15 protein-coding genes, 1 tRNA gene and 1 riboswitch are annotated in these 14,079 nt (G+C 43.1%); of the genes, 14 read left to right on the top strand and 2 right to left on the bottom strand.

Going from position 1 to position 14,079, the window contains the following annotated elements; translation table 11 throughout:
* Positions 1 to 384 precede the first annotated feature (384 nt).
* The 9 genes from ACTU7M_RS10695 (at position 385) to ACTU7M_RS10655 (ending at position 6,775) form a co-directional block, all read left to right on the top strand.
* Positions 385 to 792, top strand: coding sequence for an SRPBCC family protein (locus ACTU7M_RS10695; RefSeq protein ID WP_443474383.1), 408 nt, complete (start codon positions 385 to 387; stop codon positions 790 to 792).
* Between the two features lie 10 nt (positions 793 to 802).
* A complete protein-coding gene (locus ACTU7M_RS10690) occupies positions 803 to 1,171 on the top strand; it encodes an iron chaperone (RefSeq protein ID WP_443474382.1) in 369 nt (122 codons plus the stop codon).
* 47 nt (positions 1,172 to 1,218) lie between these two features.
* Positions 1,219 to 1,300: riboswitch (Fluoride riboswitch) on the top strand.
* Positions 1,301 to 1,353: 53 nt separating this feature from the next.
* A complete protein-coding gene (locus ACTU7M_RS10685) occupies positions 1,354 to 2,535 on the top strand; it encodes a cation:proton antiporter (RefSeq protein WP_443474381.1) in 1,182 nt (393 codons plus the stop codon).
* A gap of 39 nt (positions 2,536 to 2,574) precedes the next feature.
* Positions 2,575 to 3,141, top strand: a complete 567-nt coding sequence (locus tag ACTU7M_RS10680; RefSeq protein ID WP_443474380.1) for a GNAT family N-acetyltransferase — start codon at positions 2,575 to 2,577, stop codon at positions 3,139 to 3,141.
* A 129-nt stretch (positions 3,142 to 3,270) separates the two neighbouring features.
* Positions 3,271 to 3,513 (top strand): heavy-metal-associated domain-containing protein, encoded by a 243-nt coding sequence (locus ACTU7M_RS10675; RefSeq protein WP_443474379.1) that lies wholly within the window; start codon positions 3,271 to 3,273, stop codon positions 3,511 to 3,513.
* Between the two features lie 3 nt (positions 3,514 to 3,516).
* The gene (locus tag ACTU7M_RS10670; protein ID WP_443474378.1) at positions 3,517 to 5,370 is read left to right on the top strand and encodes a heavy metal translocating P-type ATPase; all 1,854 of its coding nucleotides are present in this window, start codon (positions 3,517 to 3,519) and stop codon (positions 5,368 to 5,370) included.
* Between the two features lie 78 nt (positions 5,371 to 5,448).
* Positions 5,449 to 5,682: a heavy-metal-associated domain-containing protein gene (locus tag ACTU7M_RS10665; protein WP_443474377.1), complete on the top strand. Its 234-nt coding sequence runs from the start codon at positions 5,449 to 5,451 to the stop codon at positions 5,680 to 5,682.
* Positions 5,683 to 5,700: 18 nt separating this feature from the next.
* Positions 5,701 to 5,994, top strand: coding sequence for an iron-sulfur cluster repair di-iron protein, ric (locus ACTU7M_RS10660; RefSeq protein ID WP_443474376.1), 294 nt, complete (start codon positions 5,701 to 5,703; stop codon positions 5,992 to 5,994).
* Between the two features lie 217 nt (positions 5,995 to 6,211).
* Positions 6,212 to 6,775 (top strand): Dps family protein, encoded by a 564-nt coding sequence (locus ACTU7M_RS10655; protein WP_443474375.1) that lies wholly within the window; start codon positions 6,212 to 6,214, stop codon positions 6,773 to 6,775.
* 46 nt (positions 6,776 to 6,821) lie between these two features.
* Here ACTU7M_RS10655 and ACTU7M_RS10650 read toward each other — a convergent pair whose 3' ends face one another.
* Positions 6,822 to 7,778 (bottom strand): glutathione S-transferase family protein, encoded by a 957-nt coding sequence (locus ACTU7M_RS10650; protein WP_443474374.1) that lies wholly within the window; start codon positions 7,776 to 7,778, stop codon positions 6,822 to 6,824.
* Positions 7,779 to 7,844: 66 nt separating this feature from the next.
* On the opposite strand from ACTU7M_RS10650, the gene ACTU7M_RS10645 reads away from it, so the two are divergent.
* Complete coding sequence (locus ACTU7M_RS10645) at positions 7,845 to 8,492, top strand: SIMPL domain-containing protein (RefSeq protein WP_443474373.1); 648 nt, start codon at positions 7,845 to 7,847, stop codon at positions 8,490 to 8,492.
* Here ACTU7M_RS10645 and ACTU7M_RS10640 read toward each other — a convergent pair.
* Positions 8,485 to 9,639: a hypothetical protein gene (locus ACTU7M_RS10640; protein ID WP_443474372.1), complete on the bottom strand. Its 1,155-nt coding sequence runs from the start codon at positions 9,637 to 9,639 to the stop codon at positions 8,485 to 8,487. The genes ACTU7M_RS10645 and ACTU7M_RS10640 overlap by 8 nt on opposite strands.
* Before the next feature lie 71 nt (positions 9,640 to 9,710).
* On the opposite strand from ACTU7M_RS10640, the gene ACTU7M_RS10635 reads away from it, so the two are divergent.
* The 4 genes from ACTU7M_RS10635 to ACTU7M_RS10620 all read left to right on the top strand — a co-directional run bounded on the left by ACTU7M_RS10635 (position 9,711) and on the right by ACTU7M_RS10620 (position 13,753).
* Positions 9,711 to 10,160, top strand: a complete 450-nt coding sequence (locus ACTU7M_RS10635; protein ID WP_443474371.1) for an 8-oxo-dGTP diphosphatase — start codon at positions 9,711 to 9,713, stop codon at positions 10,158 to 10,160.
* 59 nt (positions 10,161 to 10,219) lie between these two features.
* Positions 10,220 to 10,307: transfer RNA gene (locus ACTU7M_RS10630), tRNA-Ser, on the top strand.
* Positions 10,308 to 10,568: 261 nt separating this feature from the next.
* The gene (locus ACTU7M_RS10625; RefSeq protein ID WP_443474423.1) at positions 10,569 to 12,266 is read left to right on the top strand and encodes a M3 family oligoendopeptidase; all 1,698 of its coding nucleotides are present in this window, start codon (positions 10,569 to 10,571) and stop codon (positions 12,264 to 12,266) included.
* A 164-nt stretch (positions 12,267 to 12,430) separates the two neighbouring features.
* Complete coding sequence (locus ACTU7M_RS10620; protein WP_443474370.1) at positions 12,431 to 13,753, top strand: MATE family efflux transporter; 1,323 nt, start codon at positions 12,431 to 12,433, stop codon at positions 13,751 to 13,753.
* Positions 13,754 to 14,079: the final 326 nt, after the last annotated feature.

Raw genomic sequence — 14,079 nt, 5'->3', positions numbered from 1 at the left:
CGTTTAGCCCCGAACCTTCTAACGCATACCATATCCGTAAGCTACTAAAGTAGCAACGGCTATGGCAACTGGAACGAATAAGCACAGGATGGTCGTAGACCATCTGAGCATTATTATGGAGGCACTGTGGGCTACTCCCAAGTGTATCATGCTTGTAAGCTGCTGAAGCAGCAACAACCATGACAAAGTGGCGTCGGAGCTGCCTTTTGAGCACGTTTGCGTTAAAGTTATTCTTAAATAGATAAAGGGCTGGGGGAAAACTCCCAGCCCTTTATTGAACGGAATTGTAACCCTTTTCATTATGCTTTGACAGACAGCTATCTAGAACGTATCATAGAAGCATCAGGACTTAAATTGATTAAACATAATACAGGAGGATCAAGCATGAAACCAGATGTAGTGTTAGATTTTCAATACCCCAATCCCATAAATTTCGTATGGCATGCGCTGACGGATTCGCAGATGCTGGAAAGATGGATATGGGAAAATGATTTTCGTGCGCAACAAGGTTACTCATTTCAATTTCATGCCAAGCCCAATGAACATTGGGATGGTATCGTGAAGGGTGAGGTTCTGGAAGTAGATGAACCAAACCGGTTGTCCTATACGTGGTCTAGCGCAGGTGAAAACACTATTGTTACATGGACTTTGCATTCTGGTCCGGAAGGAACAAAACTTCATCTGGAACAGTCGGGATTCAGTGAAGAAATCAAGGCCTATGAAGGCGCCTTACAGGGTGCAATTGATAGTTGGACGGCATTTGCCGAGAAACTACGTGAAGTTTTGAATTAAGGAGGGTATGATGGAACAATTTGATCACTTTCTAGAAGGGGTCGAAAATCCCAAAAATCGTGAAAAATTGAAAGAAATCCTTGAATGGACAAATGAAAAGTTCCCACAGCTGGAACCGATTGTTAAATGGAACCAGCCCATGTTTGCTGACCATGGTACTTATATCATCGGTTTTAGTGTTTCCCAAAAACACATCGCTGTTTCTCCCGAAGTTGCTGGGATGAAGCATTTTACCGAACAAATAAACCGAGCGGGTTACACGCAAACAAACAATATTTTCCGTATTGGTTGGAATGACCCCGTTGATTTCGAATTGCTCAAAGAAATGATTACCTTCAATATCATCGATAAGGCCGAAGCCACAAAGTTTTGGCGGTAAGAAAATGGATCGTGAGATTGACAAGTGCCACCATAAAGGAATAGAATGCTATTGACGGGAATGAAGTTCTCCCATGGCAAAATGCCAGAACCGCTTATTAATTTATAAGCTGATGACTTCTACGATTAAACATCGTAGGGGCATTGGCTTTTTTTGTTTTCTACGATTAAAGGAGAAGAGACATGTTATTTTCACTGGCAATTATATTTTTAGTAGGTAGTGTGTTAGGGAATGTTTTAGAGCGCTTTAAGTTACCACGTTTGATAGGAATGCTCTTGACGGGGGTTTTGATGGGGCCCTATGTAGGGAATATAATCGATCCGTCGATTTTGGACATTTCGGCTGACTTAAGACAAATCGCCTTGATTATTATTTTAACAAGGGCGGGGCTGAGTCTGGATATTAAAGATTTGAAGAAGGTAGGACGACCTGCCCTGTTGATGTGCTTTGTTCCAGCTACGTTCGAAATTATTGGGGTGATGGTATTGGCTCCGAAATTGTTGGGAATCAGCCTTTTACAAGCTGCCGTTTTAGGGACGGTCGTGGCTGCTGTTTCGCCCGCGGTGGTGGTGCCAAAAATGTTGGGCCTGATGGAAGCGGGATATGGTACCAAAAAAGGTATCCCGCAAATGGTGTTAGCAGGAGCGTCGGTTGATGATGTTTTTGTCATTGTACTTTTTACTGCCTTTACGGGATTGCTTGCAGGTGGTAGCGTACATGCGACGGATTTTCTGACGATTCCGGTTTCCATTGTATTGGGAATTATTGTCGGCGTTGTGACGGGTTATGTGTTAACAAAGGTATTTACCCACTTTCATATGCGTGACACTACGAAAGTAGGAATCATCTTATCAGTTGCCTTTTTAATGGTGAGTATGGAAAAAGCACTGGCCGGTATTGTTGGTTTTTCCGGATTGCTGGGGGTGATGGCAATGGGTGTTCTCATTCAACAACAAAAAAGCGAAGTGGCTGTGCGTCTTTCCAATAAGTTCTCCAAACTATGGGTAGGTGCGGAAGTTTTGCTATTTGTTTTAGTGGGTGCCACCGTCAATATCGACTATGCCGCAAAAGCTGGTCTAGTGGCGGTAGTCTTGGTGCTGGGTGCGCTCGTATTCCGGATGGCAGGAGTCTTTACGAGTTTACTGAATACCCAACTTTCTCCAAAAGAAAAAGTATTTACGGCCATTGCGTATATGCCAAAAGCAACCGTTCAAGCCGCAATTGGTGGCTTACCTTTAGCCATGGGACTTCCGGGTGGGGAAATCATTTTGACAGTTGCGGTCGTTGCGATCATGGTTACTGCTCCAATTGGTGCTTTGTTAATCGACAATAGCCATAAACGACTACTGACAAAATCGGTTTAGTTGCATATAATAAACGGTAAAAGTATAAGTAGGTGAAGCATGAACGAATCAATCACAATCAGGCCAGCAACAGCAGAAGATGCCAAGGATTTACTGGGAATTTATGCACCATACGTCTTGCAGACGGCGATAACGTTTGAATATGAAGTGCCGACCGTTGAAGAATTTTCAAATCGCATTACCCATACATTACAAAAGTATCCTTATATCGTGGCGGTAGAAAACAATGAAATCATCGGTTACGCCTATGCTTCGCCATACGGAACGCGGAAAGCCTTTGATTGGTCCGCAGAAGTCAGTATTTATCTGGATTCAAACCAACGTGGCAAAGGGTTGGGCGGGAAATTATATACAGCTCTTGAGGAAATGTTATATAAACAAAACATCATTAACGTATATGCCTGCATTGCGGAAACAGATGAAGAAAGTGACTATTTAAACCATGCCAGCCAACGTTTCCATACAAAACGTGGCTATAAAAAAGTCGCACATTTCAAAAAAGCCGGCCATAAATTTAAAGAGTGGTTCGATATTATTTGGATGGAAAAACAATTGCGTGACCATCCAGATGAAGCCCAATCAATCATTCCCTTTTCAAAATTATAATAAACAAAACTCCAGTGCTTCTAGCTGGAGTTTTTTTATTATCCAAACTTGACGGTGGTCAAGGTTTAACATTCCGCACCAGCCTATACTTATAAGTGTAAAGAGGAACAGGAAATGGAGTGAGAAATCATGATGAAAGCAATTATAACCTTGGAAAAAATGACGTGTCCTTCTTGCCTGCAAAAAATAACCGATGCATTTAGCAGCATAGAGGGTGTCAACGCAGATAGTGTCAAAGGTTTATTCAATTCCCGTAAAATCATGACTGTTTTCAATGAAAAACTTGTTGTGATTGAAGAAGTTGAACAAGCCATCGCAGACCTTGGTTACGCTGTAGTCGGTTCAACCTTAAAAAATGAGACGGAGGAATAAATCATGCAAAAAAAAATACTGAGTAGTAAAAATCAAATCACCATAATGAGTGGAATCTTGATCCTCGTAGGGGTGTTCGGACATTTTATTTTACATAATACCCTGGTGTTCAACACTTCCTTCATTATTGCATCCATCCTGGGAGTCGCACCGATTGCGATTCAAGCTTATCAAGCGTTAAAAGTGAAAGTCGTGAGTATCGATGTACTCGTTACGATTGCCGTTATTGGAGCGTTCTTGATTCAAAACTACGAAGAATCCGCAATTGTGACGTTCCTGTTTTTGTTCGGTGGTTATTTGGAACAACGCACCTTGAATCAAACGCGTTCCGCAATCAAGGAACTAACGGAAATGGCTCCGGAAAGTGCGTTGTTGTTAATGGATGATGGTGAGTTTGAGGAAGTTGAAGTAGATGATGTTGACGAAGGGGACATTCTGCTTGTAAAAACAGGCGCAAAAGTACCCGTTGACGGAACTGTATTGTCGGGCGAAGGGCATATCAATGAAGCAAGTATTACGGGTGAGTCGGTGCCGGTTACTAAAATGGAAGGATCCGGCGTGTTCGCAGGAACCATCCTGGAAAATGGGACCATTCAAATCCGGGCGGACAAAGTCGGGGAAGACACGACATTCGGGAAAATCATCGAATTAGTGGAAGAAGCCCAAGATTCCAAATCAGAAGCGGAACGTTTCATTGACCGTTTTTCTAAGTATTACACACCGGCTGTTTTGGTCATCGCATTTGTAGTGTGGTTTTTGACACGAAATGTGGAACTGGCCATTACGATTCTCGTGTTGGGTTGCCCGGGTGCCTTGGTTATTGGGGTACCGGTCTCTAACGTTGCTGGTATCGGGAATGGTGCCCGCCATGGGGTTCTTTTAAAAGGGAGCGAAGTAATTGGAGACTTCAGTAGAGTGGATGCAATCGTTTTTGATAAGACGGGTACGCTGACGGTCGGTAATCCGGAAGTGGCGGAAAAAGCGTTCTATGGTGAAAACGTGGATATTGCGTTAAGTTACTTGGCAAGTATCGAGAAAGAATCGGATCATCCGCTGGCCAAAGCGGTGTTGAATGAACTTGGTGTAGTTAAAACGTTGCCGGTTGAGGATACGAATGTCGTAAAAGGTGGTGGGATTGTCGCGACTGTGGCAGGTCACCGGGTTGCGGTCGGGAACGTCGCATTGATGGAAAAAGAAAGCGTTCTGTTTGATGCGAAGGCAAAAGAAGATGTCCACCTTTTTGAAAAAAATGGCAACTCCTTGGTTATGACGGCAGTGGATGGAGAGTTGAAGGTGTTGATGGGAATTCGCGACCAGGTACGGCCAGGCGTTAAAGCTGATTTACAAAAGTTGAAAAAACTGGGTGTTAAAAATTTGGTGGTGCTATCTGGGGATAACCAGGGGACGGTTGATTTGGTTGCCCAGGAACTTGAATTGACCGAGGCGCACGGACATATGTTACCGGAAGATAAAGCGGCATACATCTCGGAATTACAAGCAGCGGGTCAGATTGTCGCGTTCGTTGGGGATGGTGTGAATGATAGTCCATCGTTGGCGCTTGCTGATATTGGGATAGCGATGGGAAGCGGGACGGATGTGGCGATTGAGACATCCGATGTGGTGTTGATGAATTCTGATTTCAGCCGCTTGCCCCACGCCTTGGGGTTGACGAAAGTGACAGCTTCGAATATGAAACAGAACATTGGGATTGCGGTTGGTGTGGTTGCCGTTTTGTTGGCAAGTTTGTTGTTCAGTGAGTGGATGAATATGTCGATTGGGATGTTGGTGCATGAAGGAAGTATTTTGGTAGTAATCTTGAATGGTATGCGTTTGTTGAAATATGACTTAAGTCACTAGAACTTGACGGTGGTCAATTTTTTATAACGGGTTTGGGCTTACAATAGGAGTAACAAAAGAAAAGGGAGCGATAAAATTATGTATAAAGCAACGATTCAGCTAGAAAGTCTGGCTTGTCCATCATGTATGCAAAAAATCGAAAGTGCAGTAAAGGGCCTGGATGGTATCGAACAAAGTTCGGTGAAGGTGTTGTTTAATTCCAGCAAGGTAAAAACGGATTTTAATGAAGAAGTAGTGAAAATAGAAGAAATCGAAAAAGCGATCGAAGACTTGGGGTATCCAGTCATTAAGTCAAAAGTGAAAGCAGTTTAAATTTAGGGGGGAACGTCTGTGGCAAAAATTAACGAATATATTAATGATAATCATGAAAAATTGGATTTGTTTACGACCGCGATTACGCGTGCTCATGGTAAGAACCATCCGGAAGCGTTCGATGTGCGGGAGCTCTACTCGCGGCTTCAAGAAAAAGTTCAAGATGCAGGCGATGAGAAACCGGATTTAGATACGGAATTTGCGCAGTTGCGCGAAGTGACTAGCGACTACGCAGTTCCGGGTGATGTGTGTGGTACTTATGAAGCAGTATATAACATGTTGGAAGAGGCGGATAAAGTTTATTCGGATTGAGGATTGGTAGGGGGTGATTACTCAGAGGTAAAGAGGTTTTTGAGTAATCAGTTTCAGGGCTAAAGTGATTACTCAAAGGCCACTTTCTCCTTTGGGTAATCACTTTTTCCAAATAACGATTACTCAAAGCTGGAAATCAATGTGAGTAATCACCCCAGATACCAAAAATAGCGTATAATAAGGATGTAAGCAGTTACAAAAAGAGGAGGAGTAGACAGTGACAACAAATAAAACGCCGCAAGAAAAATACGAGGAAGAATTGAAGCAAGAAGAACACGACCATCATCACAACCCTACCCCAGGGGCGATGACAAATCATATTCTCGCCAATATCCACACGTTACATGTAAAATTGCACCAATATCACTGGTACGTAAAAGGCCCGCAATTCTTCGCGCTGCATGAAAAATTCGAAGAGCTTTATGATGAAAATGAAGAATGGTTCGATCGACTAGCTGAAGTTCTTCTTTCCAATGGTCAGAAGCCAATTTCCACAACCGAGCAATTCCTGAAATATACCTTGCTGAAAGAAGATGGGGCAGACAAATACCTCTCCGCTGAACGCATGGTCGAGAACCTGGTTGACGACTACCGTGCCACCAGAGACCTCACAACGCGCACCATTGCTATGGCTAATGAGGCGGGCGAAGATGTTTTGGAAGATGCGCTTATCGGCTACAAAGCCACAATCGATAAAACCATCTGGATGCTTCAAGCTTTTGTTGGCAAAGAAGCCCACGAAGATGATCCGGCTTTTGAAGACGAAGAAGATGACGAATAATCAACATACAAAAAGAGCTCCGGAATTTTTCCGGAGCTCTTTGTCACTATAGGCTCAAATCCAACTCAGGTCCAAACGGTACAACCCCGTTTGGATTAATTGTTTTATGACTGCGATAGTAGTGTTCTTTAATATGTTTGAAGTCCACTGTCTCCGCTACACCTGGGTAATTATACAACTCTTTTGTATAGCGCCACAAGTTTGGGTAGTCAGTCAAATTGCGGATGTTACATTTGAAGTGGCCATAATACACACTGTCAAAACGAATCAACGTTGTGAACAAGCGCCAGTCCGCCTCCGTAATTTTGTCGCCGACCAAATAAGACTGGCTTTCTAAAAGTTCTTCCAGCTCATCCAGAGTCCGGAAGACGTTTTGCACTTCTTCTTCATAAACTTCCTGCTTCGTCGCAAAACCGGCTTTGTAAACACCATTATTTACATTATCGTAAACTTTAGCATTGATAGCATCAATTTCGGGCAACAATTCTTCCGGTGAATAATCACCCGCGATTGCACCCAAGTGGTTAAATGCCGAGTTCAGCATCCGCATAATTTCTGAAGACTCATTATTGACGATTTTATTGGTCTGTTTGTCGTATAATACAGGTACCGTTACGCGACCAGAATAATGTGGATCCACATGTGTATATACTTGGTGCAAGTAGTCCGCATTCAACACCGGATCCGCAATCACGCCTTCGTCTGGCTCAAACGTCCAGCCATTTTCAACCATCAACGGGTTCACAATCGACACCGAAATCATATCTTTCAAACCCTTGATGCTGCGCAAAATCATTACCCGACTTGCCCATGGACAAGCCAAGGAAATATACAAATGATAACGTCCCGCTTCCGCTTTGAAGCCCGCTTCACCCGTTGGACCCGCGCTCCCATCCGGTGTAATCCAGCTGCGGAATTGCGAATCTTTCCGCACAAACCGACCACCTGTGCTCTTTGTATCGTACCACTTATCGTGCCACTGTCCATCAACCAATAATCCCATGCCATTCATCCTTTCTGCTGCTCAATGTAATCATTATATCAAACTAAACCTGAACGGAGGTATTATATGAACCGCAACATCACCATAACCGGCGTCGGCAAAGCCAGCGTCAAACCCGACCTCATCGTCATCACCATGAATCTCGAAACCATCGATTACGAATACGAAAAAACGATGCAGTTAGCGACCACCGCCATTTCTAAATTGAACGAAGCCGTCATTTCGGTAGGTTTTGGGAAAAAAGACCTAAAAACCACCCGCTTCAACATTGACACTTACTATGAAAATTACCGCGATAAAAACGAGGACTACAAACGGCGCTTCGCTGGGTATAGCTGCCAACATAGTTTGAAGCTTGAATTCGACTATGATTCCGATCAACTTTCCAAAGTTTTGTCCGCGGTGGCTAAATCGGAAGTGTTCCCGGAAATCACTATCCAGTTCACCGTCAAAGACTCAAGTGCGGTTAGCGAACAACTCCTGATTAATGCGACCGAAAATGCGCACCACAAAGCTGAAATATTGGCACGTGCAGCCGGCGCGAAACTGGGAGAATTAATACAAATCGACTATAGCTGGCATGATATATATTTCCATTCTGAAACTTCCTACAAACGCGACAGCCGCATCATGATGGAAGTCGCTGCACCCGAAATCGAACCCGAAGATATCAACGTCCAGGATTCTGTTTCGTTCAAATGGGAAATTATCTAAACGTTTCAATAGCAGCATCAAGGTCCGTGTTAGTAGTGATGGTCTCAAAGAAACCCATCATTTCCTTGTAAAAAGATAACCGTACAGGAGAAGCGGCTTCAAGCTTTTTATACAGAGTGCGTGAAATGCGCTCCGGACTGCGACTGACAGCCTCCATCACCATCATGATTGTACATGTCCGAATCACGTCCTTCATTTGGTTGCGTTCAAGAGGGGCATTGGTGGCATAAATAAATTTGAGCAATTGACGGACTTCCTCATCCAGTAAGCCTTCTTTGGCACTGAAGAGAGTGAAGTGGCCGTCTTTTTTGTCTTCATCTATGTCCTGTAGATCATCAAGCAGTTGCAGGAATGCCCCATACTCAAAAGCAAAGCGCATTTCCTCTTTCGTGAGGGTTCCTTTGACCAAGAAAGCATCAGCCAATACCGATGCGCCACCTTTCATGAAACTGAGACGAAGGATTTCCTCTTTTTTAAGCGTACCATGTTGGTGAAGGCTGGCAATTTGAGTCTCATGGATAAACGCAATACTTTCGAACACTTCCGGAAACTGTTCCCGTGGGAAATGACCTTCAATCATGGCGAACAATTCTGTAAGGCGATCGGGATAGGTTGGTTCGCCCCTTAAAGCACGGCTGATATGTTCATTGAATTCCTTTTTCTCCTCCAGGGAAATATCCGGATTATCTAGATAGTTGTCCGTATAAGGGTAGAGCATGCTATAGGCATAAACAGGTGAGGTCAGTTCGAGTGGCAAATCCCAATATAACTGCAAACTATTCATAATCCAGACATTACGCATGGCTTGATAAACTTCCCAGGTTTTCAGTTTGCCATCCATTTCGGCGGCTTGATTCATAAATTGTTCAGCAACGTCCAAATAGCCCTTTTCCAGGAAATATTTCAGGAAAGGGCGCTCGAATAGAAGTTTCTCTTCATCTAATTTCAAAAGAAAAGTTGTTACAATCATTTTTATCTCTTCCCGGTCATCAGTTGAATTCAGATCCGATTGTAGTTTAGTGGCATACTGTTTCAGCTTCCGCTCGTTTTTCAGTTTGCGGAAAAAAGGAACGGACTTCAGTGACACTGGCGCTGCCGTCAGAAACATTTGGAACGCCTCTTCGAAGAGCTGGTTTTTAGGAATCATGGTTGTCATGGCCTCCTTTAATGGTTACAGTGATTATATCAGAAAAGACGAATGACAGTAGGAGTGGGACAATGTCAAAAAGCGAAGCAGCAGTGTTTACCAATATGTGTATGATTCAGGATGGACGAGGGCGGCTCTTGGTGCAGGACCGGAAGAAAGTGGACTGGCCTGGACTGACATTCCCAGGAGGGAAAGTCGAGAAGAACGAATCGTTCGTTGCCTCGGTGATTCGCGAGGTCAAAGAAGAAACAGGGTTGACGATTTTTGATCCGGTATTGTGCGGCATCAAGCAATTCCAGGATAGCAAAGATGCCCGCTACGTGGTTTTATTTTTCAAAGCATCGGTTTTCGAAGGAGAGTTGCAAAGTTCCGATGAAGGCGAAGTTTTTTGGATCGAACGCCAGGAAATCATGAGTCATTCACTCGCCCCGGATTTTGCAGCAATGCTGGAAGTTTTCGAAGATGACAGTTTAAGTGAATTTTACTATCATGGTGAAGAGTGGAAGTTTCAGCTTTATTGAGGAAAGTTTTGTGATTTTTTCTATTAATTTTTTGCAAAAATCGTGATATGATATGCAGTGGAGACTTACTCAAGAGGCTGAAGAGGACGCACTCGAAATGCGTTAGGCGTCGGAAGGCGTGCAGGGGTTCAAATCCCCTAGTCTCCGTAAATAATAATCCCTTTAAAATGACTTAGTCGCTGTTTTTGGTGACTAAGTCATTTTAAATTTAAACAAAGTGACTTAGTCAGGTAAAACTACCGAGTAAATCACTTTAAACGATTTTAAAGTGACTTCCATCCCAGTGAGTCACTTTATCGCCATTCCAAACTTCAAAAACCACGAATTCATTTAAGTTTCGAGGTTTATTTTTACCTCACAGTGGTATAATTATCCTAACTAAAGAAAAGTAGGTGACTTTATTTGAATTTGAAATTTTCTGAGTACAAATATGAACGTCCTGATTATGAGGTTTATAAAGCTGAAGCAACAGCAGCGATTGAAAAATTAAAAGAAGCACCCGATGCAGATGAAGCGGTGGCAGCAGTCATGACTATGACGAATCTGTTGAATGAAGCGGATAAGTTTGGTCAATTGGCCTATATCCGCCATTCCATCAACACAAAAGATGCATTTTACCAAGGGGAACAAGAATATTGGGATGAGTATATTCCTTTGTATTCGGAAATTAACACCCAATACTATCAAGCAATCCTTGATACTCCATACCGAGAAGAATTGGAACAAGTTCTTCCAAAGCAATACTTCAAGATGGCTGAATACAAACTAAAAGCATTCAGTCCAGAAGTAATAGAACTCTTACAAAAAGAAAATGAATTGGCGAGTGCCTATGACAAATTAGTCGCAAGCGCACAAATCGAATTTGATGGTAAAATCCTGAACCTTTCCGGATTGGGACCTTACCAACAATCAACTGACCGCCACATTCGTAAAGCGGCATCAGAAGCATATTTCAAATTTTTCCAGGAAAACGAAGAAAAATTCGATGACATTTACGACCAACTGGTGAAATTACGCGACAAAATCGCGAAAAAACTTGGCTTCAAAGATTTCGTCGAACTGGGCTACATCCGCATGGAGCGTTATGACTACAACCGCGAAATGGTCCAAACGTACCGTGAAAACGTGTTGAACGATGTCGTTCCGGTGGCGCAAAAACTTTATGAACGCCAAGCGAAACGTATCGGTGTGGACCGCATGAATTACTATGATTTAAACCTTGAGTTCCTGAACGGCAACGCCACACCAAAAGGCGACGCCGCTTATATCATGGAAATGGGTCAAAAGATGTACCATGAACTTTCCAAGGAAACGGGTACGTTCATTGACTATATGTACGACCGTGATCTTTTGGATTTGGAAACGAAAGACGGTAAACAAAGCGGTGGGTACTGTACGTTCATTCCCGGCTACGATTCACCCTTCATTTTCGCAAACTTCAATGGAACAAGTGGCGACATCGATGTGCTGACACACGAAGCGGGTCATGCATTCCAGGTATTCCAATCCCGTTGGATCAAACAACCGGAGTTGGTATTCCCGACCAGCGAAAGTGCTGAAATCCACTCCATGAGTATGGAGTTTTTCACTTATCCATGGATGGAGCTATTCTTTAAAGAAGAAACTGAAAAATACAAATACAGTCATTTGGGCGGAGCCTTGCAATTTCTTCCTTACGGTGTCTTGGTTGATCACTTCCAACATGAAATTTATGAAAATCCGGAAATGACACCGTCAGAACGGAAAGCAACGTGGCGAAAATTGGAGAAAATGTATAATCCGCATAAAGATTATTCCGAAAATCCATTCTTGGATCAAGGGACGTTGTGGTTCCGCCAAGGACACATTTTCGATACGCCTTTCTACTATATAGATTATACGTTGGCGCAAGTATTGGCATTCCAATTCTGGAAGCGTGCAATTATCGACAAGGATGAGAATGCTTGGGATGATTACTTGGCAATCTGTGAAGTGGGCGGAACAAGTAGCTTCCTCGAGCTTGTTAAATTGGCGCATTTGAAATCACCGTTTGAGGAAGGTTCGTTGACGGATGTCATTCATGCCATCGATGCAGAACTTTCTGCAGTGGATGACAGTAAATTATAAAAAAAGGAAGAGCGGAAGCCGCTCTTCCTTTTTTTGATAAATTTCGTAAATATAGTACAATAGAAAGTGAAGTTAAAAATCAAATCAGAAAGAATGTGTATAGTTCAATGTCGGAGGGAATAAGGAACAGGATTGCTTTTAAGAGTGCCATTAATAAAGATATTATGAATATCGCGTGGCCCGTGCTGATTGAATTGGTGCTAGGTTCGGTTTTTGGGATGATTGACATGATGATGTTGGGGAATATTGCGGACACAGGTTATGCGGCTGCGGCAGTAGCCTCGGTTGGGGTTGTAAATCAACCGCTGTTTCTGGGACTTTCGGTTGTTCAGGCGTTAAACGTCGGGGGAACGGCGATTATCGCACGGTATTTTGGAGCTGGTAAGAAGGATCAGATGGAAAATGTCACAAAGCATGTCCTAATAATCAGCATGACATTGGCCTTGCCACTTGCAATTTTAGCTTTTATTTATGCCCGTGAAATTATGGCCTTTATGGGAGCGGAGCAGGCAACAATTGATATCGGTATCAGCTATTTCCGGATTATTTGTGTCAGTTACTTATTCCAATCCTTTAACTTTGGGGTGACAGGGTCCTTGCGTGGGATTGGTGAAACGAAAGTACCGATGAACATCAATATCCGGGTTAACTTTATGAACGTAATCGGGAATGCCATTTTGATTTATGGACTTTTGGGCTTTCCGGAACTGCGGATTGCCGGTGCGGCTATTTCAACGGCCTTGGCGAATTTCACGGCCAGCATCTTTATGGTTCGTTACTTGATGTCAGGAAAAAGTGATTTACGTTTCTCGTTCAAGAATAAATTTAACTTTTCCAAACGTACATTGAAAAATTTGATTACGATTGGTTTGCCGTCAGCGATTGAACAATTAGTGATGCGAACGGGTATAATTTTATTTGTGCAGGTTGTCTCAAGTCTAGGCACAGTGGTCTTTGCAGCGCATCAGATTGGAATGAGTATTCTTTCACTGTCGTTTGTAATTGGGCAGGCATTCGGTATCTCTGCGTCGGCATTGGTCGGAAAAGCGCTCGGTGCCAAGAAATCGGATGACGCAGAAAAGTATGCCCATAACAGTTCCATGATGGGAAGTGCCAGCGGGATAGTGGTGGGAATGGTGATGTTCCTCTTTGCGGAAATTCTAGTCGGTCTTTATTCGAATGATCCGGCTATTATCGAAAATGCCTCATCGGCTTTGCGAGTTGCGGCTGTGATTCAACCTTTCCAGGCGAATCAGTTAATTGTAGCTGGTTCCTTGCGTGGGGCAGGAGATACACGTTTCCCACTGGTTTCAACATTTATTGGGGTTTTGGGAATACGGGTTATCTTGGCAAATATCTTTATTCAGGTATTTGGTTTTGGTTTGATAGGTGCTTGGCTAGCGATAGCAGTAGACCAGTTTGTGCGCTGGATACTTATTCGTTTACGTTTCCGCTCCGGCAAATGGAAAACAATTAGTTTGGCTTAATATAGTAGAACGCTAGCGGATCTTGATGAACCGTTGGCGTTTTTTTAAATAATATAAAAAAACACTTGACCGTGCTCTTTGCAGATGCTATTATATAAAAGTTGCCGCGAGCACTTCATGGAAAACACGAAAAAAGAAATTTTAAAAAAGTGTTGACAAAGAGTTGCGCAGGTGATAATATTAAGAAGTTGTCACGAACGGAACATCACGTAACACGTGATAACGGATTGGCCTTTGAAAACTGAACAAAGAATGAACGAACCAAACGTGCAGGGCATCCTGACGGATGCACATTAAGCCGACACGCAAGTGTCGCAACACAAGTA

The organism is Jeotgalibaca sp. A122, assembly GCF_052266715.1.
In the GTDB taxonomy this organism is placed as follows: Bacteria; Bacillota; Bacilli; order Lactobacillales; family Aerococcaceae; genus Jeotgalibaca.
This window is presented reverse-complemented; position numbering and strand designations above follow the sequence as displayed.

What these genes read in the sequence shown, in the direction of transcription:
- ACTU7M_RS10695 (WP_443474383.1), top strand. Translation starts at nt 385, where the DNA reads ATGAAACCAGATGTAGTGTTAGATTTTCAATACCCCAATCCCATAAAT.
- ACTU7M_RS10690 (WP_443474382.1), top strand. Translation starts at nt 803, where the DNA reads ATGGAACAATTTGATCACTTTCTAGAAGGGGTCGAAAATCCCAAAAAT.
- ACTU7M_RS10685 (WP_443474381.1), top strand. Translation starts at nt 1,354, where the DNA reads ATGTTATTTTCACTGGCAATTATATTTTTAGTAGGTAGTGTGTTAGGG.
- ACTU7M_RS10680 (WP_443474380.1), top strand. Translation starts at nt 2,575, where the DNA reads ATGAACGAATCAATCACAATCAGGCCAGCAACAGCAGAAGATGCCAAG.
- ACTU7M_RS10675 (WP_443474379.1), top strand. Translation starts at nt 3,271, where the DNA reads ATGATGAAAGCAATTATAACCTTGGAAAAAATGACGTGTCCTTCTTGC.
- ACTU7M_RS10670 (WP_443474378.1), top strand. Translation starts at nt 3,517, where the DNA reads ATGCAAAAAAAAATACTGAGTAGTAAAAATCAAATCACCATAATGAGT.
- ACTU7M_RS10665 (WP_443474377.1), top strand. Translation starts at nt 5,449, where the DNA reads ATGTATAAAGCAACGATTCAGCTAGAAAGTCTGGCTTGTCCATCATGT.
- ACTU7M_RS10650 (WP_443474374.1), bottom strand. Translation starts at nt 7,778, where the DNA reads ATGGGATTATTGGTTGATGGACAGTGGCACGATAAGTGGTACGATACA.
- ACTU7M_RS10645 (WP_443474373.1), top strand. Translation starts at nt 7,845, where the DNA reads ATGAACCGCAACATCACCATAACCGGCGTCGGCAAAGCCAGCGTCAAA.
- ACTU7M_RS10640 (WP_443474372.1), bottom strand. Translation starts at nt 9,639, where the DNA reads ATGATTCCTAAAAACCAGCTCTTCGAAGAGGCGTTCCAAATGTTTCTG.
- ACTU7M_RS10635 (WP_443474371.1), top strand. Translation starts at nt 9,711, where the DNA reads ATGTCAAAAAGCGAAGCAGCAGTGTTTACCAATATGTGTATGATTCAG.
- ACTU7M_RS10620 (WP_443474370.1), top strand. Translation starts at nt 12,431, where the DNA reads ATGAATATCGCGTGGCCCGTGCTGATTGAATTGGTGCTAGGTTCGGTT.